The sequence below is a fragment of the Enterococcus raffinosus genome (assembly GCF_019175485.1).
In the GTDB taxonomy this organism is placed as follows: Bacteria; Bacillota; Bacilli; order Lactobacillales; family Enterococcaceae; genus Enterococcus_A; species Enterococcus_A raffinosus.
Genome location: NZ_CP072889.1, coordinates 98,021 through 120,999, shown reverse-complemented (window position 1 = coordinate 120,999; position 22,979 = coordinate 98,021). Strand labels below are relative to the sequence as shown.

Genomic DNA, 22,979 nt, shown 5'->3' with positions numbered 1-22,979 from the left:
TTTTTAGAAGAAATTTATCTTACGAGGAGTGATCAGATGGAAACAGGAGATTTTATTCAGCAATATTACCGAAAACGCAGAGGAACAGACTCATTAAAATGGGACGCGCTAAAGGAACGCTACGGCAAGGCAGAGCTGCTGCCGTTATGGGTGGCAGATATGGATTTCTCCGTCCCAGAAGTGGTTCAAGAAGCGCTGACGGAAAGGATCAATCACGGTGTTTTCGGTTATTCACTCACACCAAAAAAGTATTTCAACGCGTATAAGGGATGGCAGAACCGCCATGAACAAACAGCATTTCAAGAAGAGTGGTTGTTCTTTACTTCTGGCGTGGTGCAAGCCCTCCATGATTTGATTGCTTGCTTTACTGATGAGGGAGATCAGATTCTCATACAGCCGCCAGTTTATTATCCTTTTTTTGACGTTGTGAAAAATCAGCGGCGGCAATTACTCACCTCAGAGCTAGTTGAGACTTCCGATGGCTATCAAATGTCGCTTGAGGATTTTGAAGCACAATTGATCCATCAGAACATTAAGCTGTTTATCCTTTGCTCTCCTCACAATCCAGTTGGACGAGTTTGGAGTCGAGAAGAACTTAGGGAAATTCTCTCCCTTTGTCAAAAATACGATGTCCTAGTGATTTCTGACGAGATTCATTCTGATCTGATTTTACCGGATTATTCCTTTATCTCCGCAGTGACAATCGCGGCAGAATTAGATTTTTTAGATCATTTAATTGTCTGCAACGCGCCGTCCAAGACCTTTAATTTAGCCGCATTATTGAATGCGCATATTTGGCTGCCAGATGAGCACCTACGAGAAAAGTACCAACAGTGGGAAAGCAAGCACCATCAAACAGGAAACAGTGTGCTTGGACAAGTAGCGGCACAGGCAGCCTATGCATCAGGAGATGAGTGGCTAAAGGGGACACTCTCAGTAATCGAAAAAAACTATCAGCTTTTAAAACAAACACTAGCGCAGCAAATCCCGCAAATTAGAATCAGTGAACTTCAAGGAACGTATTTGGCCTGGCTCAATTTGAATGATTGGCTGCCAAGCTTGGAGCTGGAAGAATATATTCAAGAACAGGCAGGCTTAGCCATTGATTACGGCGCGTGGTTTTCACCAAACACTAAGGGTTTTATTCGAATCAATTTAGCCACGAGTCCAGAAAATATCGAGACAGCGATCAAGAATTTAGTAGCAGTTGAACACAAACTCAAAGGAGGAAGCGAAAATGAGCTATCATACAGCCACCGAATTAGCACAAATCGGCAATCATAAGGACAAGCAAACAGGAGCAGTCTCAGCGCCGATCCACTTATCAACGACCTTTGCCCATCCAGGATTAGGAAAAAGCACCGGCTACGATTACACACGCACGAAAAATCCGACACGAGAAATTTTAGAGGAGGCGCTGGCAAGATTAGAAGGAGGCAGTCAGGCAATTGTGACTAGTTCTGGAATGAGCGCGATTCAATTAGTTTTCAATATCTTCCCAGCGAAAAGTGAATTTTTGGTTTCTCGAGATCTTTACGGCGGTAGCTATCGCTATTTCAAAGAATTAGAGCGTCAAAATGCGGCTACTTTCCACTATTTTGATGACTCTGAAAATTTAGCAGCACAGCTCACGGACCAGATCACGGCGATCTTTTTAGAAACACCGACAAATCCCTTAATGCAGGAAGTTTCTATTGCTGATACTGCAAAATTAGCCCACAATTATCAGGCCTGCCTAATTGTAGACAATACCTTTTCTACACCATTACGGCAGCAGCCCTTAAAAGAAGGGGCCGATATCGTCCTTCACTCCGGCACTAAGTTCTTAAGTGGTCACAATGATTTACTGGCAGGAGTCGTTGTAGCCAAAACGCCTGAGATAGGAGAGAGGTTGGCGTGGTTAAGCAATACAACGGGACCAACACTATCGAGCTTTGATAGCTGGCTCTTTATTCGCAGTCTCAAAACCTTGAAGATACGTTTTGAAGCGCAGGAACGCAATGCGCAGAAAATCGCGAAGGTCTTGACCACTTTTCCGCAAGTAGAGAAGGTCCTTTACCCTGGAATTGGCGGAATGATCAGTTTTTATCTTCAAGACACGAAGCAAATTCCAGCTTTTTTGTCAAAGCTGCGCTTGATCACCTTTGCCGAAAGTTTGGGAGGAGTAGAAACATTGATTACTTATCCAACGACTCAGACACACGCGGATATTCCGGCAGAGCTTCGAGAATCCTATGGCTTGACCGCCAATCTATTGCGGCTTTCTGTCGGAATAGAAGACCCACAAGATTTGCTGGCGGATTTGGAGCAGGCACTTCAATCGCAAGAATAAGTCCTTTAGATAGGAGATGCCATTGCTGCCGTTTTTCAATTGGTTTTACTCCTAAAAAGAACATGGTATGATGACAGCGATAGAAAGGAATGAATCAAGTGAAAAAATGGAAAAAAATCCTTTTGATCATTGTTCTCACAGTGGTCATTATCATTAGCGGCGGAATCGCCTACTTAAAATCGCAAACCTATTCTCCTACAAATCATGCCCAGCAAGTCGCTGAACAGGCGGAAGATAACAGCGATTGGCTCTATTTTCCTTCAAAGGATACCTCGAAGCCGCTGATCATTTTCTATCCCGGCGCACTGGTAGAACCTGAAAGCTACAGTAATTGGGCAGAAACAGTAGCGAAAGCGGGTTATCCTGTTTATATTGTGAAGATGCCATTGGATTTGGCCATTTTAGCCCCAAATCGCGGAGAGAAAATCTTGGCACAACAGCCAAATCGAGACTATGTTATTGGCGGTCATTCATTAGGTGGCGTAATGGCCAGCCGTTTTGCCAATGAACATACGAAAAAGCTGCGAGGAGCATTTTTCCTAGCAAGCTATCCAGATGAAAAAGGCAGTTTAGCAGATAGCAAGATTCCTGTATTATCTCTGACCGCAGAAAATGATCAGGTACTAAATTTGAAGGCTTACAAAAAAGCGAAGAAGGAATTACCTAAAACAACGGATTATCAAGAAATAGGCGGAGGAAATCACGCAGGCTTTGGTTCGTACGGCAAACAAAAAGGCGATGGAAAATCAACCATTACTGATCAGAATCAACAGGTAGCTCAGCGTTTGATTGCTTGGCTAGAGGAAAAAGTGCATACGAAAGACTAAGAAATCATCCTAGATGGTTTCTTTTTATATTTATTGTTATTTTTTAATTCGGTATCTATTCATAAATGAACGGTTTGATTCACTCATTGTCATTATAGAACGATAACAACGGCATGAAAGTTCACTCTATATTTTCTAACAGACCCATCTCAAATACCATGATATGTTATTATAACGTAACAAAAGATTGATTTAGGAGTGATCAAGTGAAAAAAGCGTTTATCGGAATGGGGATCTGTGTGGGTTTATTAAGTCTAGCAGGCTGTTCAAAAAATGAAACACATGCGAGTCATAAAAACAGCAAGAACACCGTTCATGTTTCAGAAGCCTTATCATCAACAAAGAAAACTTCAACAACAGCAACCAGCGGCAAAAATTCAAGTACATCATCGACAATAGCCAGCTCCACTGCATCATCTGAGAGCCAGGAAGAGTCAACTACCTCCAGTCTTTGGACAACTCAAAAAGCCAGCGAGCTTCAACAATTCATGGAGAGCTGGGGCACCACTATGAAGCAAACTTACAAAGAATACACACCGAATAATAACGTCAATTTCTATGGATTGCAGCTGCCGGAGGCTGTTTTAGGCAGTTCAAAGTCCTGGGGAATCGATGTTAATGACGTTGCTGTCTCTGCTGAGTGGTCGACTACTGGTGAATCTTCTTCCGAATACAGCATTGTCGCGGTTTATTCAGACGCAGAAACCTCAAGCGGTTCAGGAGCAAGACACCTTTACTTCTTTGGATTTAACAATAATCAGCCAGTCGTCCTAGTTTCCATGCAAAACCAAGGCATGGAGGATCACGCGCTGCACTTCAAACAAACAGAAAACCAAGCACTTACGAGCGGTTTCCAGAATATTGTTGCAGGACAACCAGTGGAACAGCCAACCGCAGAATCTACTGAACCAGTAAATACATGGGCTTCTATGGATGAAGCCATTCAGTTTTATGAGGATACATATAAAAACACTGCGAACGAAGTCAGCCAACAAATCCTTTGGGAAAATTATCATCGAAGCTGCTGGAGTTTAACAGAACAAGCAGGGAATCGCATGGTTCTCCATTGGAAGAATATTGGTGGCGCTGGCGGCAGCTATGTGGCTTTTGAAAAATTCGCTGATCACACGACGATCACTCAATATGATGGCAACAATTCCTATCCGAATAGCCCAAGCAAGGCCTTCAATGTTCGAAACAGCGATCATACCGTGTATTAAAATAGAAGGAAAGTCTATCAAAACGATAGGCTTTTTTCTATTTAAATAATTTTTTTGAAATCGTTACCATTATTTTTTGAAGCGATAATCCTTGATACATCAATATTTAGCTTTTGAGAATCATTATGCTTTAATAAATATTAATATTTTGGTATGCGAAACCCGTGACAAAAGGCGTATTTTGTTGTTGTAGATATCTCAACTAAGAATAAATAAAAACAAATTAGAAAGGAGGACCTCTTTTGACGAAACAGAAATTAACCAACCAGCAATTATTCACCTTATCCCGTCCAACATTGGAAAAACGCATTCGCCGATTTTATTTTGATACGAAAGATGGAAAGGCCGCCATCGAAATGCTGATCACAATACAAGTACGAGAAGAATTGTGCGAGACGGATTTTTCCAATATGTTAGGGGAGCTGGTGCGACACATTTTTCTAAAAACGCGTTCCACAGCAGCTATGCGCCGCTATTATTTGTATTTCACCGATTATTTCACTAAAAAGGATTGGCAGCTGTTGAACCTTAAATTATTCCCAGCGCAGACATTTATCGCCGAAAAGCTTGAGCAATTATATACGCAAGTCATTAGAAAACCCTTAGCAAGACTTGCGGAATCATGACCATGCTTTTGAAAAAGAGGAGATAAAATGGAAAAGAAAGGAAAGATAGAAAATGATTATCACATTTACTTTAGATGCAGAGTTCGCTAATAGTGATGGCAGCTCTCAGCATTTACGTTTAAAAAATTTTGATCCAACCAAAACAGCCGAGGAAATCAAAGCCTCGTTAACAAAATTGACACAGCTGAACCTGTTTGAAAAAGACGGCGTCGGTTTATTTAAAAAGGTCCTGCATGCGACCATTATTGAGAAAAGGGTCGAAACCATTTTCGACAAACGAGTGGAGACGCAAACAAAAGATTCATCAACGAGATTAATGGAACAAGCCCAATCTGAACCTCTTTCAGTGGAAGAACCAATGGCTCACCTTCAGCCTTCAATTAAAGAACGTGCTACTTTTGATACACTTCAAAATTTAACCATCACGGAGGAGCGACCAGCGCCTGGTACACTGATTCAGAAAATTGAACTGCCAAAGGGCCTTGATCCGTGGTCCCTAAATGAGAATCAAGCCATTGAGCTGTTACAGGCCTGTATGCCGCCTAATGCCACGTTAATGAATGTCGAAGTGGATGATCAGTCTGTCCCAGCGAGACTCATTATTACCGAGGCGGTGGAGGAACAGCCTATTTTCTCAGAAGTAGAGGCGGTCAACGAGACGCCGCCAGAAAAATCGAGAAAAAGGCGAAAGCGGCTGATTGATCGGATTCGAAAACGCGAATAAACAGCAATGTCTGTCTCATCAAAAAATCCAACGTTGGTATGAGACGACAGTTATTTCTCATAACTAAAATTTTTGCCCGCCGAACCAGCGGGCTCTTTGTCATGTAAAGCAATCTTGTCTGAAATAGAAGAATCGAAGCCAAGGAGAAATGTGGTAACAATGTTCAGTCATTTAAAGAATTTTCCAAATCATCCCGCAAATTTCAGCTGAAAAGAGGATAGCGCCTATCAGGATACTCATTCTGCAAATCCAATGACGTTTGCGTGAAAATCTCAAGGGCATCCGTCTCAGCTACGCCATTATAAACCTCTTGGACAATCATATTATCCATCGCTAAAAATTCTGTCTTTGTCTTTTCAAACTTTTCAATAATAAACTCGGCTCTTTTTCTTAAAAGTATGTCTTCATTTGAAAGTTTTACACTATAGTTGTCCGTACAATGATTTTCATTTCACCTACTTCTTTTATACTCGCATTCTCAGGTATTCCTTAAAAGCATATCTGGATATCAGATATAAGTATTGGATATCTGTCTGTTCATAAAATAGAATAAATGTAGAAACATTGCCAAGCAAAAGCAAATTGACAGTCTAGATTATCTGTTCTTAAATCGTAACTTTAAGGTGTTGATCATAAAAGGTCTAACTAACTTTATCCTATGTCAACAAAGAAAATGAAAAAGGAGAGTTTCAACAATGAATGAAAAGTTAAGCATGACCCAGGAATGGGACAAAGTGTTTCCAAAAAGCGACAAGGTAAATCATCGAAAAATCACCTTCCACAATCGCTACGGCATTACCCTAGCAGCTGATTTGTATGAACCGAAAAATGCGAGCGGAAAGCTGCCAGCCCTTGCGGTTAGCGGACCCTTTGGCGCAGTGAAGGAACAATCATCTGGTCTATATGCTCAGACGATGGCGGAAAGAGGCTTCCTTACGATTGCTTTCGACCCATCCTTTACTGGAGAAAGCGGTGGACAGCCTCGCTATGTCGCTTCGCCAGATATCAACACGGAAGATTTTCAAGCGGCGGTTGATTTCTTATCCTTGCAGGACAACGTTGATCCTGAAAAGATCGGCATCATCGGGATTTGCGGCTGGGGCGGTATGGCTTTGAACGCTGCCGCGATTGATACCAGAATCAAAGCGGTCGTACCTGTGACCATGTATGACATGTCTCGTGTGAATGCTCGTGGTTACTTTGATGCGATGGATGAAGAGGATCGCTACGAAGCGAAAAAGACGTTGAATGCCCAAAGAATCGAGGATTATAAAAATGGGGAGTACGCAAGAGCCGGCGGAGTCGTGGATCCTTTACCAGAGGATGCTCCATACTTTGTCAAAGACTACTATGATTACTATAAAACCGCTCGCGGCTATCACAAGCGTTCTTTAAACTCAAATGACGGATGGAATACAACCTCCTCATTATCCTTCATGAACATGCCGCTGCTGCAATACATTAACGAAATCAAAAGCGCGGTGCTCTTAGTTCATGGGGAAAAGGCTCATTCCTTGTATTTCAGTAAGGACGCTTTCACAGAATTAACAGGGGACAATAAGACCTTAAGAATTATCCCTGATGCTTCTCATACGGATCTTTACGATCAGGTGGGTGTCATTCCTTTTGATGAAATCACTGACTTTTTGCGAAAAAATATGGTTTAGCATAAAGTGGCTATCGGAGAAACTGTCAAGGTTTCTCCGCCTTTTTTGTTGATTCATACACTGCTTCTAGTTTAGATAAATTTGTGCTAACTACTCAATTGCCGTCAATCCATTATTTGACGAGCATTAATCTCGAGTGCTCTCTCCTCATTATTCTACTCATCCAGTATAAGAACCAACTCCTAATAATTCTTCATCCCTGAGCTGAACGCTGTCTTTTTCGAAGGAGGGTACGCTACAATAGAAGTGTATCAAACAATAAGGAGGGATTTTTGATGAAGGTTATTGTATTAGGATCTTCACACGGCGGCTACGAAGCGGTCGAAGAGTTACTATTGGCTCATCCCAAAGCGGAAGTGCAATGGTACGAAAAAGGCGACTTTATTTCATTTATGGGATGAGGCACGCAAATGTATCTCGAAGGTGTCGTAAAGGATGTTAACTCTATCCGTTACATGACTGCCGAAGAGATGGAACAACGCGGGGTTCGCGTTTTTACCAACACTGAAATTACCAAAGTAATACCTGACAAACATGAAGTAGAAGTACTTGATCATGTTAGCGGAGAAACTCGTACGGAAGCTTATGATAAATTGATTTTAAGCCCTGGCGCAAATCCATTTATTTTACCGGTTCCGGGTCATGACCTGAAAAACATCGAAACGATGCGGGGACGTCAGGATACGATCGATCTGAAATTGCATTCAGTTGACCCAGATATCCAAAACGTTGTCGTCGTTGGCGGCGGCTATATCGGTATCGAAGCTGCGGAGGCTTTTGCTAAGGCAGGGAAGAAGGTCACATTGGTGGATATCATCACACGTCCATTAGGTGTCTACCTTGACAAAGAATTCACTGATATCTTAGAAAAAGAAATGACAGACAACGGCATGACATTAGCGATGGAAGAAAAAGTCGTTGAATTTGTCGGTGAAGACGGCAAGGTCAGCAAAGTGGTAACAGACAAGGGAGAATATCCAGCTGAGATGGTTGTGATGTCTGCGGGTGTCAGACCCAATACAGCATGGCTGAAGGATGCAGTGGATATGCATCCAAATGGTATGATCAAGACGGATGACTGTATGCGGACAAGTGCGGAAGATGTTTTCGCAGTTGGCGATGCGACCTTGATCCAATACAATCCCGGTCAAACATCTGTGAACATCGCGCTTGCGACAAATGCACGAAGACAAGGACGCTACGCTGTGAAAAACCTAGAAGAAGCGAAATATCCTTTCCCTGGGGTTCAAGGCTCGTCAGCCTTACGTGTGTTTGATTATAAATTTGCTTCGACGGGTTTGAATGATCAAATGGCGGATCGCTTGAAGATCAAAACGAAATCTGTTTTATTGGATCAAGAAACCTTGATGGATTTTGTCCCAGCGGATATGAAAGAGCGGATGTTGTTCAAGCTAGTCTATGATCCAGAAACTCATGCGATCTTAGGCGCTCAAATCATGTCGAAAAAAGATTTGACAGCAAATATCAATGCGATCTCGATTGCGATCCAAACGAAATTTACCATTGAACAGCTGGCATATGCCGACTTCTTCTTCCAGCCTGAGTTCGATACGCCATGGAATCTACTGAATATGGCAGGCTTAAAGGCGCTTCAACAGGAAAACGAGGCTTAGCAGACAGGTATCTTTTAAATAGATGACAAACAGCCCCACTTTACATGGAGATTCATGTAAGGTGGGGCTGTTTTTTTATTCTTTTGATTTCATCACGTCCACAAATCATTCATGGCATCGCGTTTTTTCTTCCCGGCGATATGAGTATAGACCGTTGTCGCTGAGGTTCCAGATTGTCCCAATTGCTCCGCAACTTGAACAAGGGAATTGGTTTTACTGTATAACTGAGTCGCTACAGAGTGCCGGAGCTTGTGGGGGGAGATTTTGATTTTGAAGGCTTCAGAATATTTTCCCACCATGGCTTCAACAGCACCGCTGGCGATGCGTTTGGCTTTGCCGCGATAACGTGTTAAAAAAAGGGCGGATTCGTTTTCATCTGGCTGATATAACTGCTGCCGCTGAGCGAGATAAACAGTCAAATATTCAATGGCGATAGACGAAATGACTACCATATCCCATTTCCCGCCTTTTCGATAAACCCGGGCTTCACCGGCAGTTAAATCGAGATCCTGTACGTTCATGTTCACGAGCTCTGATAACCGCATACCTGTGCCAAGAAATAGACCAATAATCGCAAGATCCCGAACTTGGTTTTTCTTGAAGGCAGTGATTGCTTGCCGGGTTGCTAGGGTATCAATGTAGCGATTCTCAACGAACTCCAAAAAATCTAATGCTTCTTCATCTAAGAATAATTTCTTCTCAATCGCGGCGCCTCGCTCGGCCATCGTCTTATTATCCTTGACATTTGCGACTTTTCCCATCATATTGTGTTCAAGATAAGGTTTTCCGGTAGTGCGATCTATCGCTTCACTTAAATAATTAAAGAGGGAACGCAAGGCGGTGACACCTCGTTGAACCGTCGCATTTTGCCGCAGGGGAAGGGCTTGCTCACTTTCTTCTAAACGCTTTTTAGTGGACTCTTTCAAAATTTTCGGTGCTTTGACGAGATGTGCTTTATAGAATTCTAAGTCTTCTGGCCAAAGTGCCGAAAATTCTGCCAAGGTAATCTCAGAAAGCTCTTCGGCTGAGGAAAAACCCTCTTCGATCAACCAATTCAAAAAGCGCCGATATTCCTTAGCATATTCATATAGGGTGATGGAAGAATACTGATCCCCACTTTTTTTTCGGAAATAATTTTGGACGAACCAAGGGAAAAATTGAATTTCTTCCTCCATCCGTCGATTGGCTTCCTGTTGATTCATCTGTGCCAACTCCTTTATAACTAAAAGTATAAAACAGAGAGCAAACGTTGTCAAACAACGGTTATTTTATAATGCATACTCATCATCTAAATAGATTTTATCGTCTCATATCGGTTATTTAATAAATTAAGAAAGAAAAAATAGTTGTTCATTTTTCGAAAGATTTTTCTTGTAATAGAAGCTATACTTTAATCGTAAAGCAAGGGGAGGGAGTAAGAATGATTACTTCAAAGAAAAAACGAGAAGAGTATTATCATGCACTAAAGGAACGCGACCGAAACTACGATGGCATCTTTTTCGCCGGAATCAAAACGACCGGGATTTTTTGTCATCCAACATGTCGCGCTCGTAAACCCAAATTCGAAAATTGTGAGTTTTATCTAACTGCGGAGGAGGCTCTATTGGCGGGATATCGACCCTGTAAAATCTGTCAGCCGCTGTCCTTTCCGCAAGCCATTCCAGAAGAGGTTCAATTGTTAGTGAATGCCGTGGAGGAGCATCCAGAAAAACGCTGGAAGGAAGCAGATTTCTCTGCTATTGGGCTAAATTCTGCCACTGCGAGAAGAAAATTCAAAGAGATCTACCAGATGACCTTTGTTCAATATGCCAGAGCTCGCCGAATGGGCTTAGCTTTTAAGGAAATTCGTAATGGAAGCAAAGTCATCGATCAGCAGCTGGAGACAGGCTATGAATCTTCCAGCGGGTTCAATGATGCTTTTACGAAAATCATGGGAAATCCAGCAACAAATGCGTCAACTCGAATCTTGAACGCCTCCTTTATTTCTACACCAATCGGTCGAATGCTCTGTTTGAGTGATGAGAAGTACTTGTATTTGCTAGAGTTTGAAGATCGCCGTGGGCTGGAACGGGAAATTGAACAACTGCGGAAGAAATATCATTTTCGGATCATTTACGGTCACACGATCATCCATCAGCAAGTCGAAGCACAATTAGCAGAGTATTTCCAAGGAGAGCGTACCAATTTTTCACTACCGTTATTCTACGATGGGTCTCCCTTCCAGAAACAGGTCTGGAAAATTTTAGAAACTATACCTAGCGGACAAACCCTAAGCTATCGCGATATTGCTCTCCAGCTAGGGGATAAACACAAGGTGCGCGCGGTAGGTCGTGCCAACGGGTTAAATAAAATTGCCATCATAATTCCTTGCCATCGAGTAATCGGCAGCGATGGAAGCCTCACTGGCTATGCTGGCGGCTTGGAACGAAAGCAATATTTACTGGAGCTGGAAAAAAGAACCTCAAAACAAGACAAGACGCATCCAAACAATTAAAAATTTTTGGTTAAGATGAAAGGCTTGTTAAACCAATAATAATATTATGTCAACTAAAAAAGAACTAGTAAAAGAAATAATCTTTAACTAGCTCTTTTTTTCGATTAATCAAACCGAAAAATTACCACCACAAAGAGTAGGAACAGAACAAATACTACGGCCAACAGACAAAAAACTTTCCGTTTCAGCTTCAAAAACTGAGCGGTTTCCGCTGTGTTCATTCGACTGGTTGTTTTCCTACGGGTAAAGAGATAGAGCAGCAGACCCTCACCATGTTGTCCACCAGCCGCCACGATCGACCAAAATTTAGGATTCTTGATCCCGCGACTTTTCGCATCCATCATAACAAGGGAGTAGGTATAGTAGCACATACAGCCAGCAGCAATTACCAGCAAGGTCATTAAAAGAATCATAATCAATGTTAAACTCATTGCAATCAGCTCCTAAATTTTTTTGATAATCAAGTAGAAAAGGGAGAGACTATTCGCGCCGATCAAGGCAAAGATAATCAGTAGAAACACTTCGTTCATTGTTTGATTGACTAAAAGAACCACCATTAATAGGACATTTACGAAAAGCATCGCAATAAAAATTTTCAAAAAGTGGTTCACAACGGTATTCTCTTGCAAATGCTTGACCATTTCTCGATCTCCTTTCAATAATTCATCTAAAGATAACTGATAGATTTCTGATAAGCGAATGATTCGTTCAATATCCGGATAACTACGACCATTTTCCCAATTAGACATGGTTTGACGAGTAATCCCTAACTCCTCAGCTACATAATCCTGTGTGAAATTTAATTCATTTCTCCGCGCCTTTAAGCGTTGCCCAACTTCCATTTTCTACACCTCAATTTTCACCGATCTTTCTTTAAGAATAAATCAAAATTCCTTTACCTGCGAGAAAAAGTTAAGTAAAAAAGCTTTTACGTACTGATAAATCAATGATTAGTGAGTGTAGATGACTAGTAAAAGTTGGAAGGTACACAAGTTTTCAACTAAAAAAAAGTTGACATTAAAAAGGAATCAGGGTATATTCCAGATAGATACCAACGGTAGGTATGCTATTGTGAACTGTTTTAGAACCGAATAAATCAAAAGATCCTTTTTTCTATTTTAGAGAAGAACTAAGAGGCTGCTTGAGGTAAAGAAATCCTAATGGTAAGACTTGAACGGTGATTTGTTCGTGCTTTCATTAAAGTTTTGAAATCCGAAAGATTCCACTGAAGAGAACTCATGAAAGCTGCAAATTGTATTTGCGTAATCCATTTTGATGGCATCAATCACTCACATTTTAATCGGGAAATTATGATGTGGGTAGATCAGGGGATGTTCAAGAAAAGAATAGAAGGCTATTTTTTTTAATTGTATAGATACCAACGGTAGGTATGAAAAATATTAGTACTAAAGGATCAATAAAGAAAGCAGGGAGTTAACTATGAGACAAAACAAAAATCTTCATTTGCTAATCGGGAGTCAATTATTTTCAGTTTTAGGCACAACCATTGTTCAGTTCGTAATTTCTCTATATGTATTGGATATTACAAAATCAGCATTTACCTTCAGCGTGATTGCCTCCTTATCTGTCGTAGGTCGGTTAGTCTGTTTGCCATTTTGTGGGGTATTGGCGGATCGATTGCCAAAAAGAAACTTAATGCTGTTTATGGATTTTCTCTATCTTGTCTTATCAATCGGTCTCTTTTTAGTTACTCGTCTAGCAAATCCAGTGACAGCGATCGGGCTGTTGACGGTCATTATCGGGATGGTTTCAGCCTTTGAAACACCAGTTGTCCAATCCGCCATTCCCGTAATCTGTTCAGAAGCGGAGATTCCACGAGCGAACGGGATTATCAGTTCGATTGGAACTTTAGGAACGGTTTTAGGGCCTATCCTTGCTGGGATGATTTACCGTTTCGAGGCAGTGTACCAGATTTTTTTGATTACAGGCGTACTTTTTCTGGCTGCGATCTTCTGCGAAGTATTACTAAAAATTCCGGTTCAAGATCAGACCGCTATAGACGGCTCTTTAGTCAAGGTTGTGATAGGTGACTTAAAGGAAGTGACTCATTACTTAAAAGTTCAAAAGATCATTGTGCGGGTAGCAGCAGTTGCCTTCATGCTAAACTTTTTCTTAGCTTCCTTTATCCAAGTCATCGTGCCTTACGTTTCACGAATCCAGCTGGGAGTTAGCGATGCGCAATTTGGGTTAATGAATACTCTATTTGCCATCGGCAGCTTACTAGGGACCATCATTTACGGTGTGTTGGCGAATCGTTTAAATGAAACGAGCATTACCAAAAATTTGATTTTAGTTGCCATCCTCTTTGGATTGCTGATTATTCCTTTCGGCTTGATTCAAGAACCAACAATGGCTTTTTGGGTGATGACGTTACTTGTAGCAAGTGCAATGGGGGTAGTTACCGTCATTTCTGTTCAATTGATTGTTTATATTCAATTGGTTTCTGATAAAGCTTTGCTTGGTCGCATCATGTCATTAGTTATGATTGTGACGACTTTAGCTGTTCCGTTAGGACAGGTGATGTACGGCGGTTTTGCCGCGATGGCTTCAGGAGAAATGCTGTTGCTTCTGATTATAGTCACCTCACTTGTCACTGTGGTGATTGCCTTCTTTTCAATCAAGATCTTTAAACAAATGGGAATAAAAAAAGAATATTAGAATAAATCATACGCTTTATAAAAAGTCAAACCCAATTATTTTAATTTTTTTAAAATTTATATTAACAAAATTAATAAATAATATTGTTTTTGCTGATATACTAAATGTGTATGATGAAATTCTAAGGAGGGATTGTCGTGAGTTTCTTTAACTACAAGGGAAAGAACGTTTTTTATGAGACAATCGGAGAAGGAAAACCACTTGTTTTTTTGCACGGAAACACCTCATCATCCAAATCATTTACTCCCATGCTACCCCTCTACAAAAATTTTAAGGTTGTTTTGATTGATTTTTTAGGCTATGGCCGCTCGGATCGTCTGAACAAATTCCCTGCTGAACTCTGGAAGGATGAGGCACGTCAAACCATTGCTCTTTTGGAGCATCTAGACATCAAAGACGCGAATTTAGTCGGTACATGCGGAGGTGCTTGGGTGGCGATCAACGCTGCATTTCTCAGACCAGACCTTGTCGCTACAGTGACTGCTGATAGCTTTCACGGTCGCAGCTTCCCTGAAGATTTTGACGAAGCCCTATTGGCTGAACATTCATCGACCATCGAGGATCCTGAGTCTTCACAATTTTATCACTGGTGCATTGGGGAGGATTGGAAGGACGTTGTAGAACAAGATATCGACTGTATGTGGCGATTCATTATTTCTAGAAGAGAATTATTTTTCGATTCATTAAAAATTTTGCAGGCACCCTTACTCATGACCGCAACCAAAAAAGACGAAACCATTCGTCCAAATATCGAAAGAGAGTACCAGGCGATCGTCGGAGAAGTCAGCCACGGACAATTCAAACTGTTCGAAAACCCTGGACACCCTGCGATTGAAACCAGTGCTGAGGAGGTTGCTGAGACCATTGATCAATTTATTGCTCAGTATAGTTAAGGTTTCTTCACAGCCACAAAGAACAACCATGTGAATCGCTTTCTCCATGATAAGAAACGTCGAATGAACTCATTTATTCGGCTGCAGCTCTGTCAGGGAAATGAAAGCGGTTCTTTTTTGCTATACTTATAAGAAAATGGATAGGAGGGATTTACATGAGCTTCTTCAATTATGAGGATAAAAAAGTGTATTACGAGATCGTTGGGGAAGGGCACCCGCTTTTGTTGCTCCACGGAAATACCTCGTCTTCAAAATTATTCACGCAGCTGTTACCTTTATACGCAAGTTTTCAAATCATTTTGATCGATTTTTTAGGCTATGGTCAATCGGATCGAAGAGAAGTTTTTCCCACTGAACTTTGGAAAGATGAAGCATACCAGACAGTAGCCTTATTGGAACACTTAAAGCTCGGAAAAGTTCACCTGGTAGGAACCAGCGGTGGCGCATGGGTGGCGGTCAATGTCGCATTACTTCGACCTGATCTAGTTGCTACAGTAACTGCTGACAGCTTTGATGGACGAAGCTTGCATGAAGGTTTTGGCGAAGAACTAGTGGCTGAGCGTTCCACAGTAGCAAATGATCCTGAAACTTCTCAAATCTATGAATGGTTTATTGGAGAGGATTGGCGGACCGTTGTAGAAAAAGACACGGATTCGATACTGCGTTTAATCGAATCAAAGAAACCTTTATTTTTTAAATCTTTAAGTTCTCTAGATTGCCCGATACTGCTAACCGGAACCGAGAAAGATGGCTTGATTCGTAAGAATATCGCGGAGGAGTACCAGGCGATTGTGAATGAAGTCCCTCATGGTCAATTCAAGTTATTTGAAAATCCCGGGCACCCAGCCATTGGAACCAATGCAGAAGAAGTGGCAGAGACAATCCGAAAATTTATTTCAGAAAATAGTTGACGAAGAGGCAAAGTCTGAATAGAAGCATTTACAACTCGCTTTTCTTCCGTTTTCCTTAGGAACAGGAGAATTCAAAAAAAATCAAAATTCGTCGTATACGCAATTTTTTTCCGTATACGACAAATTTTGGTTTATTGCTCCAATTCTCATTTATACTGAGATACAGCAGATTCATGAGGAGGAATGGTACTTTGGCAGAAACTAGTACAGAAACAACGGGGCAATTGAAGGGCGTTCAACCGTCAACTTCACAAATCGAGGAAACAATCCAAACAGTCAATCAAATGGAAGAATTGCTGAAAAGTATACATTGTCAGCTGGAGACATTGTCAGAGCAAAACCGTCAAAGTATTGGCACTGCTGACATAAATCAATAAACTAAAGAAAATATTTTGAAATTTAAAAAAGGCCGCTGAAATGAACGTGTTGTTGTCACTTCAGCGGCTTTTCGTATTTTCAAATTCTTATTACGTCCACAAATCATCAATAACTGATCGTTTCTCTTTTTTGACGATGTGAGTATAGATTTCTGTGGCTGAGGTGCCTCGCTGGCCTAGGATTTCACTGACTGTTTTAAGGTTCTTCGTCTTTCTGAAGGCCATGGTGCCGACGCTGTGGCGCAGCTTGTGAGGGGTCGTTCGCTTTCCGAAAGCGGTAGAATATTTGTCGATCATCTTTTCAATCGAGCCGCCTTCCATTCGTTTGGCGACATTTTTGTGCTTGGTTAGAAAAAGAGCAGGGATGGAATCATCCGCGTTATACAAACTCTTTCTTTGATCGACATATTCCTGAATGTAATCAATAAAGATAGGAGAGATCATCGCATGGTCCATTGTGTCACCTTTGCGTTGAACTTGAATATACAAGCCCTCATAGTTCAAATCGCTAACATTTGTATTCACCAGCTCAGATAAACGTATGCCTGATCCAAGAAACAAAGCCAAAATCGCCGTATCTCGGATACGATTTTTTTCATAAGCAGTCTTGGCTTGGCGTGAAGTCAGCGTATTCCCATATCCAGCATAGACATACTCGACAAAATCAATCGCATCGGAATCAAGATAGAGCATTTTCTCAATTTTATCCTTTCGCACCGCATCAGAGGCATCAACGCCGCCATTTTCGATATTAATCATAATATTTCTTCGCAGCATGGGACGGATGATATATTGTCCCGTTTGTTCATCAAACTCCTCAATTTCTTCATTTGATAAATATTTAAAGAGGGAACGAAGGGCGGTAATACTTCGTTGCACCGTAACCTTTAATCGATGGGTATTTCTTTCACTCAAGGGGGCTTGAGAAACGTCCGTCTCTGATTTTCCTTCAAATGTCCGTTTAGGGGATTGATTTAAAAAGGACTTGTACAACACAATTTTATCTTTGTTTAACCGTTCAAAATCTTCCAAGCGAATCTCAGAAATATCATTTACACGAATGATTTGCTCGGAAGAGAGCCAACTTAGAAATCTACGATATTCCTTTGAATACTCGTACAACGTATTCGTTGAGCGGGGAATAGCTTCCAAATATAAGAGGTACTTTTGGATAAAGTCCGGCAGCTTTTCGAATTCTTTTTCGTAGCGTTCTCTCAATAATTCTCGACTCATTCGATTCAGTCCTTTCATTTTATAGTAGGAGAGGGAACTCGACCTCTAACTATACTATAACTGGTATATACCAATTTGTCAAACATAAAATAACCTATATGCGATAATAATACGAGAGGATAGCTATAGAAAGAAGTTTATAAATTACTGAAAAATGGTTCTTTTTGTAAAGCGTAAGATATAGAGAAGCAATCATAAAATAACAATAACCGAATGGCAGGAGAGGAGTTCTCAAAATTTATTCCAGCAAACCAAATACAATCCAAAACTTTATCTTATTTAAATTAGATCATTTTCTAAATTGATTTAGGCTTAAGTAGATTGATTTTAAAGGAAATATCGACACATCAAAGATGTTTTATCAATTATTCATGATTTCATTTGAGCTTAATTTAGCATGAACGTGCTTAAAATCGAATCATAATAAAAATGTGTTAAATAGTAAAATGATGCTAAAAAAGCTCAAATCAGCCATATTTTACGAATCCTGGTGCAATAATTTTTATGCTTTCGGGAAAATAGATATTGTTACGAAAACATAATTTATTCTAATACCATGTCCTTCAGCCATAAGATCAGCTAAAGTCGTGTTTGATTCTCTGAACTGATACTTCGTTTCATTCAAAAGCAATTAAATGAATATGAATGGCTCATCAGTTTTTCTCAAACTCAATTCTCATGTCTTATTGACCTAGTTTGGGGCTAATTCATTGTCAATCGTCGTTCTGTGATCAACTGGTGCACATGATCGTACAACGAATCATCTGAACTCGTTTCAGATTGCTTCAACTGATCATTATTCATTTGATTGCTACGCTCATAATCGTTTCTTCTATAAAATAAAAAATGATTCGTGCTCTAAAAATTAATGACAAAATTTTTCTATAAAAAATTTCTTTGCTACTAATTAAAAACAAAAAATGTCTCATCAGTTGATTCTTATCAAAATCCTAGCTTAATCAGCTCTTTCGCATTTCCTCTTTTATGGTTTGAGAAAAACTAACATTATTCTCAAACCATAAAATGTCTTCTTACCACTTGATTGAACATAAAAAAGCAATCGGACATTGGATGACGTCCGATTGCTAGGCTCTACATAATTCTTACATTCATTTTTGAAGTGATTAATTTATTAATTATGTTCGGCATTCAAAAAAAGGATTCTCATTTAAACTTACTTGAATAAAAACTAACGGATCAGAAATTAGTTGGAATACATCAACTTTAGGATATGTTCATAATAAACTAGACCTTTTACGATGAAAAAACTACTTCTTTACATTTACGACTTTTTTGCTATTTCCTTTTACTAGAATTGCTTCATTGTTACGTATCGGACAGATAGTTAATTCGTTTCTATAGTTATCATTAATCTCTTTGCTGATCTCTTTAAAAGGAATCTCATTGTCGTGTGGCAACGTATAAAAATTTACAACACCTAGTCCATCATAAGAAGCCAATTCTGGCGCTTTCTCTGGAGAATCCATATTTTGGATATACTGAATTGTTTTAGACAAAATGATTGCGCCAGCAGATTCTCCAATATAGAGCTTGCCATTTGCTATCTCCCTTTTAATAATGATGTCAGCTCCGCTTTTTTTTAGCTCCTGCATCAAATAGAAGCTATTTCCACCAGAAACATAAATAAAATCATTTTCTCTTAACTTTTGCTCCACAATATCTCTTTGCTCAACAGAAATATCCAATTCATCAACGATTAACCCCTTTTTTTCCAAAGCCTTCTTCCCTGCATCCACATAAAACTTTACTTTTTCAACCTTACTTGCTGTAGGAATGAAAGTAACTGTTTTTCCCTGTAATTCGGTCATAAAAGGTATCAATTCATCGGAAACATCCGCAAATGACGATACTAAAAATAATTTACTCTGTGCCATAATAAAACTCCCTCTCAATATGATAAACTAAGTATACGATTCAAAGGTGTCAGTTTATGACACTTATAAAGGAGTCTATATGAAAAAATCAGAACGTATTCAGCAAGAACTTTTTTTCGTAAATAGTCATAAAGAATTCAACCTAACTGATATAATGAGCGAATTTCAGATTTCTAGAAGTACAGCATTAAGAGATTTAGCTGAACTGGAGCGTTTAGGTGTACCGATGTATGTCAAAAATGGAAGATACGGTGGATACAAAGTCCTTCCCTCTTCACTATTGCCGCCAATTTATTTTACAGAGGCAGAAATTTTTAGTGTGTTTTTTTCAATGCAGCTTTTAGGCTTGTTATCTGGATCACCGTTTGGCAGCGAGTATTCCACTATCCAAAGAAAACTATTTAACACTTTCAGTGCTGAGAAACAAAAGCGGATAGCCCAGGCAACTGATTCTGTACATTATATGGGCATACATCAAATTGAAACCACGAAAAATTTAGAAGCATTGTTTGCCAGCATTTTAAAAAAGGAACCCCTCAAAATTTTATATACTCGCTATACAAAAAAAGTTAAGCGAATTTTGCCTATTTGCCTAACTTTAATGGATGGCTATTGGTATTGCATCGCCATAGATATAGAAAAAAAAGAAAAGAGAACCTATCGCTGCGACTATATAGAGGATATTGAAATAGAATTGGATTATCCGTCCCCTCTCTCTGAAGAAGAAACGGAAAAAATCTTAACTACACAGGAAAAGGAATACCGAGATATCCCTTTTAGGGTGCGCTTATCTGGTAAGGGAAAAGAATACTTCTTAAGAAATTCATTTCCAAATATGAGACTCGAAGCTAAAGAAAATGATATTTTTCTTGTGGGAGAGTTTAATAATAATGAGCTTCCTTTTTTAACCAATTATTTTCTCGGCTTTGGTGAACATGCGGAAATACTAGAACCAGAAATACTAAGGCAAGAATATACGAAGTTGATCGAAAAACTATTAAGCAGGTACAAGTCGTAACCTTTTATATCTGTTTTGAACTAAGAAAACTCGTTTTAGTATTTATGATGATAACAATACTTTATGCAGAGAAAGAGGAAGTCCGAGTCAAATGAAGGCTCTTCTGAAAAAACACTAATAGACCGACAAGCTTTCAAAAGCAAGTCGGTCTATTCAAATGCATAGTAACATTCATTTGCGTTTGAAAATTTCTTTCCATGCGAAATGTTTTTATTCCCCCACACAAATCTTCCATTATCCTACTTTATCGTCTTTTTTAAGTTAATCAGCGCAACGGTTACTTGCAAGCTTTCTTCGTCTTGAATCGGAATCAGCACAGCGTTTAATTTGCCTGATTTCTGAATTGATGCCTCATTGGCTTCGAGCTTGCTGAATAATTCGTTAGCGACAAGCTGCGGCCAAACCCTTTCACCAAAATAAACAGTCACTTTTATACCGGTCTCCCAAATGGAAATCCAACCAAGATTTTTCTTTTTGAATAGGATTTTACTTAGCCAATTGTGGCCGTCATTGTAATAGTTCCAATCTTCTTGATACGAATGCCCATGGAGCGCTTCTAGCAGCTGTTGATACAGCAGTAAATCTTTCTCAGATAAATGGTTCGCTAAATTTTCGATGGTGGGAAATTCTTCTTTGTCTTTTAGTATGGGCTTCATTGATACCGTCTCCTTTTTGTTTTAGTGTATCAAGTAAAACTTGTAAGGGCGTGTCAAGTTCTGTATTTGTTTAGCAGTTTTTCAATGCGATCCGCCATTTTTTTACGATATTCTGGCGGGTCTAGAATCTCTAAATGATCACCAAATGAGAAAAGATAGTTCATGGTTGACTCATCATCGGAAAAAAGAATCGTTACCATTAATGTACCGTCTTCTCTTTGGGTAATATTTTCAAATTCTTCTTGTACACGATACGCCGCAGAAGGGTCAAATAACAGCGTCAGTTCAACGATTTTTTCTGGCGGCGTTTGTTTTTCTGAGAAGACCTTTTTAGGAATCTCACGCACAAAAGTATCAGATAGTCGTCTTAACTCCCGAATTCTAGTAATTTTAAATAAGCGGCATTCTCCTCTTAAGCGGCAAAAAGCGTAAAGATACCAGGCTTTCTCGCGAAAAACGAGTTTTAAGGGTTCAAGTTCTCGTTGGGTGTACTGGCTTTTGCTGCTGAGGTAGCTGATTTGAATGACTTGTTTCGCAAGAATGGCCCGCTGAAGCTCTTCGAAAAGGTGCGTACGTTGACCGCTCCAATCTGAAAAATCAATTTCCAGCCAATCTATCGGCTCTTTCTTGAAAAGTCTGCTGAGCTTCGAAGCCAACGGACTCGTCGTTGTTCCGTTAGTGAGCATGAGATTTTGGAGGGCAAGCAAAATTTCTCTTTGTTCATCGTCAGAAACTAGCTGCTTATCCAGAACATAATTTTCCTGAATGAAGATGCCGCCGCCTTTTCCTCTAACCGCATATACAGGAACACCCGCCGCACTCAACGCATCGATGTCGCGATAAATCGTTCGAGGGGAGACTTCAAACATTTTCGCCAACTCTGGTGCAGTGATGGAGCCCTTTTCTAATAGGATAAAAAGAATCTGCAATAATCTGCTTTCAATCATTTTCCGCCCTCCTCTTCTCCTCTAGCTTAGCATGAAAAACAAGCAAAAAGCGAACTGGGATATGACAACACTTCCCAGCTCACTTCTGTTAATCACTAATTAAATCTCAATTTCCCGCATTTTCTCTGTCACTTGAACCATTTTCTCCTCTAAATTCAAGTCATCCTCTGGGAAAAATTGCACTTCGCTGACGATCTGACCGTCACTCATAAAGAGCACACGCTGTGTTTGAGCAGCGACCTTGGCGTCATGGGTTACCAAACAAATCGCGGTTCCCTGCTGGTTGATTTCCGACAGGAGTGTCATGATTTCTTGGGCGGACTTGGAATTCAACGCCCCTGTAGGTTCGTCTCCGAAAATAATCTGCGGATCACCCATAAGTGCCCGACAAATTCCTGCTCGCTGCAGCTGTCCGCCAGAAACTTGTGTAATGTCCCGCTGCTCAAGACCAGCGATTCCCATCTTTTCCATCAATGTTTGCCCTTTTTTCATTAAATTACCGGCTTGTTTTTCATTGCCTTTTTGAGCAGGCAGCACGATATTATCCAATACATTCAAATTCTTTAATAAGGTAGGCTGTTGAAAAACAAAACCCATTTGCTTTCTTCTCAGATCCGCTAAGGCATTTTCTGAGAGCGTTACCAATTCCTTGCCATCAAACTGAACACTGCCTCCATCTATTTCGTCCATACCGCTTAGGGCAAACATTAAAGTAGTTTTCCCTGAGCCTGAAGGTCCCATGATCGAGACAAATTCTCCCGCTTCAATTTCCACTGAAACATTTCTCAGAACCTTTTCTTGTCCAAAAGACTTTTCGATATTTGTACCAACTATCATTTTTTTCAT

22 protein-coding genes are annotated in these 22,979 nt (G+C 40.2%); 14 read left to right on the top strand and 8 right to left on the bottom strand.

The window, feature by feature from the left end:
• The first annotated feature begins 36 nt into the window (after positions 1-36).
• From J9537_RS15305 to J9537_RS15265, 8 genes are all read left to right on the top strand, one after another.
• Positions 37-1,284 carry a MalY/PatB family protein gene (locus J9537_RS15305; protein ID WP_070509410.1) on the top strand — a complete coding sequence of 416 codons (1,248 nt, stop codon included), beginning with the start codon at positions 37-39 and terminating at the stop codon, positions 1,282-1,284.
• Positions 1,238-2,332, top strand: a complete 1,095-nt coding sequence (locus tag J9537_RS15300; protein ID WP_070509409.1) for a PLP-dependent transferase — start codon at positions 1,238-1,240, stop codon at positions 2,330-2,332. Before J9537_RS15305 ends, J9537_RS15300 begins: the two co-directional genes overlap by 47 nt.
• 98 nt (positions 2,333-2,430) lie before the next feature.
• Positions 2,431-3,159: an alpha/beta hydrolase gene (locus J9537_RS15295; protein WP_218257650.1), complete on the top strand. Its 729-nt coding sequence runs from the start codon at positions 2,431-2,433 to the stop codon at positions 3,157-3,159.
• Between the two features lie 206 nt (positions 3,160-3,365).
• Positions 3,366-4,379: a DUF4767 domain-containing protein gene (locus tag J9537_RS15290; protein ID WP_245001345.1), complete on the top strand. Its 1,014-nt coding sequence runs from the start codon at positions 3,366-3,368 to the stop codon at positions 4,377-4,379.
• A 242-nt stretch (positions 4,380-4,621) separates the two neighbouring features.
• Complete coding sequence (locus J9537_RS15285) at positions 4,622-5,005, top strand: hypothetical protein (protein WP_218257649.1); 384 nt, start codon at positions 4,622-4,624, stop codon at positions 5,003-5,005.
• 52 nt (positions 5,006-5,057) lie between these two features.
• Positions 5,058-5,729, top strand: coding sequence for a DUF2922 family protein (locus tag J9537_RS15280; protein ID WP_218257648.1), 672 nt, complete (start codon positions 5,058-5,060; stop codon positions 5,727-5,729).
• Between the two features lie 695 nt (positions 5,730-6,424).
• A complete protein-coding gene (locus J9537_RS15275; RefSeq protein ID WP_218257647.1) occupies positions 6,425-7,396 on the top strand; it encodes an alpha/beta hydrolase in 972 nt (323 codons plus the stop codon).
• 275 nt (positions 7,397-7,671) lie between these two features.
• Positions 7,672-9,030, top strand: a complete 1,359-nt coding sequence (locus J9537_RS15265; protein ID WP_245001344.1) for an FAD-dependent oxidoreductase — start codon at positions 7,672-7,674, stop codon at positions 9,028-9,030.
• A 92-nt stretch (positions 9,031-9,122) separates the two neighbouring features.
• Here the strand turns inward: J9537_RS15265 and xerS (J9537_RS15260) are convergent, their stop codons facing one another.
• Complete coding sequence (gene xerS / locus J9537_RS15260; protein WP_218257644.1) at positions 9,123-10,232, bottom strand: tyrosine recombinase XerS; 1,110 nt, start codon at positions 10,230-10,232, stop codon at positions 9,123-9,125.
• Positions 10,233-10,450: 218 nt separating this feature from the next.
• Between xerS (J9537_RS15260) and J9537_RS15255 the strand changes: the two genes are divergently transcribed.
• Positions 10,451-11,524: a bifunctional transcriptional activator/DNA repair enzyme AdaA gene (locus J9537_RS15255; protein ID WP_218257643.1), complete on the top strand. Its 1,074-nt coding sequence runs from the start codon at positions 10,451-10,453 to the stop codon at positions 11,522-11,524.
• A 104-nt stretch (positions 11,525-11,628) separates the two neighbouring features.
• Here J9537_RS15255 and J9537_RS15250 read toward each other — a convergent pair whose 3' ends face one another.
• Both J9537_RS15250 and J9537_RS15245 read right to left on the bottom strand, forming a co-directional pair.
• Complete coding sequence (locus J9537_RS15250; protein WP_218257642.1) at positions 11,629-11,955, bottom strand: hypothetical protein; 327 nt, start codon at positions 11,953-11,955, stop codon at positions 11,629-11,631.
• Between the two features lie 12 nt (positions 11,956-11,967).
• Positions 11,968-12,366: a helix-turn-helix domain-containing protein gene (locus J9537_RS15245; protein ID WP_218257641.1), complete on the bottom strand. Its 399-nt coding sequence runs from the start codon at positions 12,364-12,366 to the stop codon at positions 11,968-11,970.
• Positions 12,367-12,964: 598 nt separating this feature from the next.
• Here J9537_RS15245 and J9537_RS15240 point away from each other — a divergent pair.
• The 4 genes from J9537_RS15240 (at position 12,965) to J9537_RS15225 (ending at position 16,384) form a co-directional block, all read left to right on the top strand.
• Positions 12,965-14,203: an MFS transporter gene (locus tag J9537_RS15240; RefSeq protein ID WP_218257640.1), complete on the top strand. Its 1,239-nt coding sequence runs from the start codon at positions 12,965-12,967 to the stop codon at positions 14,201-14,203.
• 137 nt (positions 14,204-14,340) lie between these two features.
• Positions 14,341-15,096 (top strand): alpha/beta fold hydrolase, encoded by a 756-nt coding sequence (locus tag J9537_RS15235; RefSeq protein ID WP_218257639.1) that lies wholly within the window; start codon positions 14,341-14,343, stop codon positions 15,094-15,096.
• Positions 15,097-15,251: 155 nt separating this feature from the next.
• Positions 15,252-16,007 (top strand): alpha/beta fold hydrolase, encoded by a 756-nt coding sequence (locus tag J9537_RS15230; protein WP_218257638.1) that lies wholly within the window; start codon positions 15,252-15,254, stop codon positions 16,005-16,007.
• A gap of 191 nt (positions 16,008-16,198) precedes the next feature.
• Positions 16,199-16,384, top strand: a complete 186-nt coding sequence (locus tag J9537_RS15225) for a hypothetical protein (protein WP_218257637.1) — start codon at positions 16,199-16,201, stop codon at positions 16,382-16,384.
• Positions 16,385-16,474: 90 nt separating this feature from the next.
• Here the strand turns inward: J9537_RS15225 and xerS (J9537_RS15220) are convergent, their stop codons facing one another.
• The gene (gene xerS, locus J9537_RS15220; protein WP_218257636.1) at positions 16,475-17,617 is read right to left on the bottom strand and encodes a tyrosine recombinase XerS; all 1,143 of its coding nucleotides are present in this window, start codon (positions 17,615-17,617) and stop codon (positions 16,475-16,477) included.
• Positions 17,618-18,885: 1,268 nt separating this feature from the next.
• A complete protein-coding gene (locus J9537_RS15215; protein WP_218257635.1) occupies positions 18,886-19,512 on the bottom strand; it encodes a Type 1 glutamine amidotransferase-like domain-containing protein in 627 nt (208 codons plus the stop codon).
• Between the two features lie 79 nt (positions 19,513-19,591).
• Here J9537_RS15215 and J9537_RS15210 point away from each other — a divergent pair, with 79 nt between their 5' ends.
• Positions 19,592-20,530, top strand: a complete 939-nt coding sequence (locus tag J9537_RS15210; protein WP_218257634.1) for a helix-turn-helix transcriptional regulator — start codon at positions 19,592-19,594, stop codon at positions 20,528-20,530.
• A 239-nt stretch (positions 20,531-20,769) separates the two neighbouring features.
• Here the strand turns inward: J9537_RS15210 and J9537_RS15205 are convergent, their stop codons facing one another.
• From J9537_RS15205 to J9537_RS15195, 3 genes are all read right to left on the bottom strand, one after another.
• Positions 20,770-21,186, bottom strand: coding sequence for a DUF3788 family protein (locus tag J9537_RS15205; RefSeq protein ID WP_218257633.1), 417 nt, complete (start codon positions 21,184-21,186; stop codon positions 20,770-20,772).
• Between the two features lie 53 nt (positions 21,187-21,239).
• Positions 21,240-22,133, bottom strand: coding sequence for a helix-turn-helix transcriptional regulator (locus J9537_RS15200; RefSeq protein WP_218257632.1), 894 nt, complete (start codon positions 22,131-22,133; stop codon positions 21,240-21,242).
• 99 nt (positions 22,134-22,232) lie between these two features.
• The gene (locus J9537_RS15195) at positions 22,233-22,979 is read right to left on the bottom strand and encodes an ABC transporter ATP-binding protein (protein ID WP_218257631.1); all 747 of its coding nucleotides are present in this window, start codon (positions 22,977-22,979) and stop codon (positions 22,233-22,235) included.

Bases quoted from the DNA above. Each gene is read 5' to 3' on its own strand.
- J9537_RS15305 (WP_070509410.1), top strand. From the start codon at position 37: ATGGAAACAGGAGATTTTATTCAGCAATATTACCGAAAACGCAGAGGA.
- J9537_RS15300 (WP_070509409.1), top strand. From the start codon at position 1,238: ATGAGCTATCATACAGCCACCGAATTAGCACAAATCGGCAATCATAAG.
- J9537_RS15280 (WP_218257648.1), top strand. From the start codon at position 5,058: ATGATTATCACATTTACTTTAGATGCAGAGTTCGCTAATAGTGATGGC.
- J9537_RS15275 (WP_218257647.1), top strand. From the start codon at position 6,425: ATGAATGAAAAGTTAAGCATGACCCAGGAATGGGACAAAGTGTTTCCA.
- xerS (WP_218257644.1), bottom strand. From the start codon at position 10,232: ATGAATCAACAGGAAGCCAATCGACGGATGGAGGAAGAAATTCAATTT.
- J9537_RS15255 (WP_218257643.1), top strand. From the start codon at position 10,451: ATGATTACTTCAAAGAAAAAACGAGAAGAGTATTATCATGCACTAAAG.
- J9537_RS15250 (WP_218257642.1), bottom strand. From the start codon at position 11,955: ATGAGTTTAACATTGATTATGATTCTTTTAATGACCTTGCTGGTAATT.
- J9537_RS15245 (WP_218257641.1), bottom strand. From the start codon at position 12,366: ATGGAAGTTGGGCAACGCTTAAAGGCGCGGAGAAATGAATTAAATTTC.
- J9537_RS15240 (WP_218257640.1), top strand. From the start codon at position 12,965: ATGAGACAAAACAAAAATCTTCATTTGCTAATCGGGAGTCAATTATTT.
- J9537_RS15230 (WP_218257638.1), top strand. From the start codon at position 15,252: ATGAGCTTCTTCAATTATGAGGATAAAAAAGTGTATTACGAGATCGTT.
- xerS (WP_218257636.1), bottom strand. From the start codon at position 17,617: ATGAGTCGAGAATTATTGAGAGAACGCTACGAAAAAGAATTCGAAAAG.
- J9537_RS15215 (WP_218257635.1), bottom strand. From the start codon at position 19,512: ATGGCACAGAGTAAATTATTTTTAGTATCGTCATTTGCGGATGTTTCC.
- J9537_RS15210 (WP_218257634.1), top strand. From the start codon at position 19,592: ATGAAAAAATCAGAACGTATTCAGCAAGAACTTTTTTTCGTAAATAGT.
- J9537_RS15205 (WP_218257633.1), bottom strand. From the start codon at position 21,186: ATGAAGCCCATACTAAAAGACAAAGAAGAATTTCCCACCATCGAAAAT.
- J9537_RS15200 (WP_218257632.1), bottom strand. From the start codon at position 22,133: ATGATTGAAAGCAGATTATTGCAGATTCTTTTTATCCTATTAGAAAAG.
- J9537_RS15195 (WP_218257631.1), bottom strand. From the start codon at position 22,979: ATGAAAAAAATGATAGTTGGTACAAATATCGAAAAGTCTTTTGGACAA.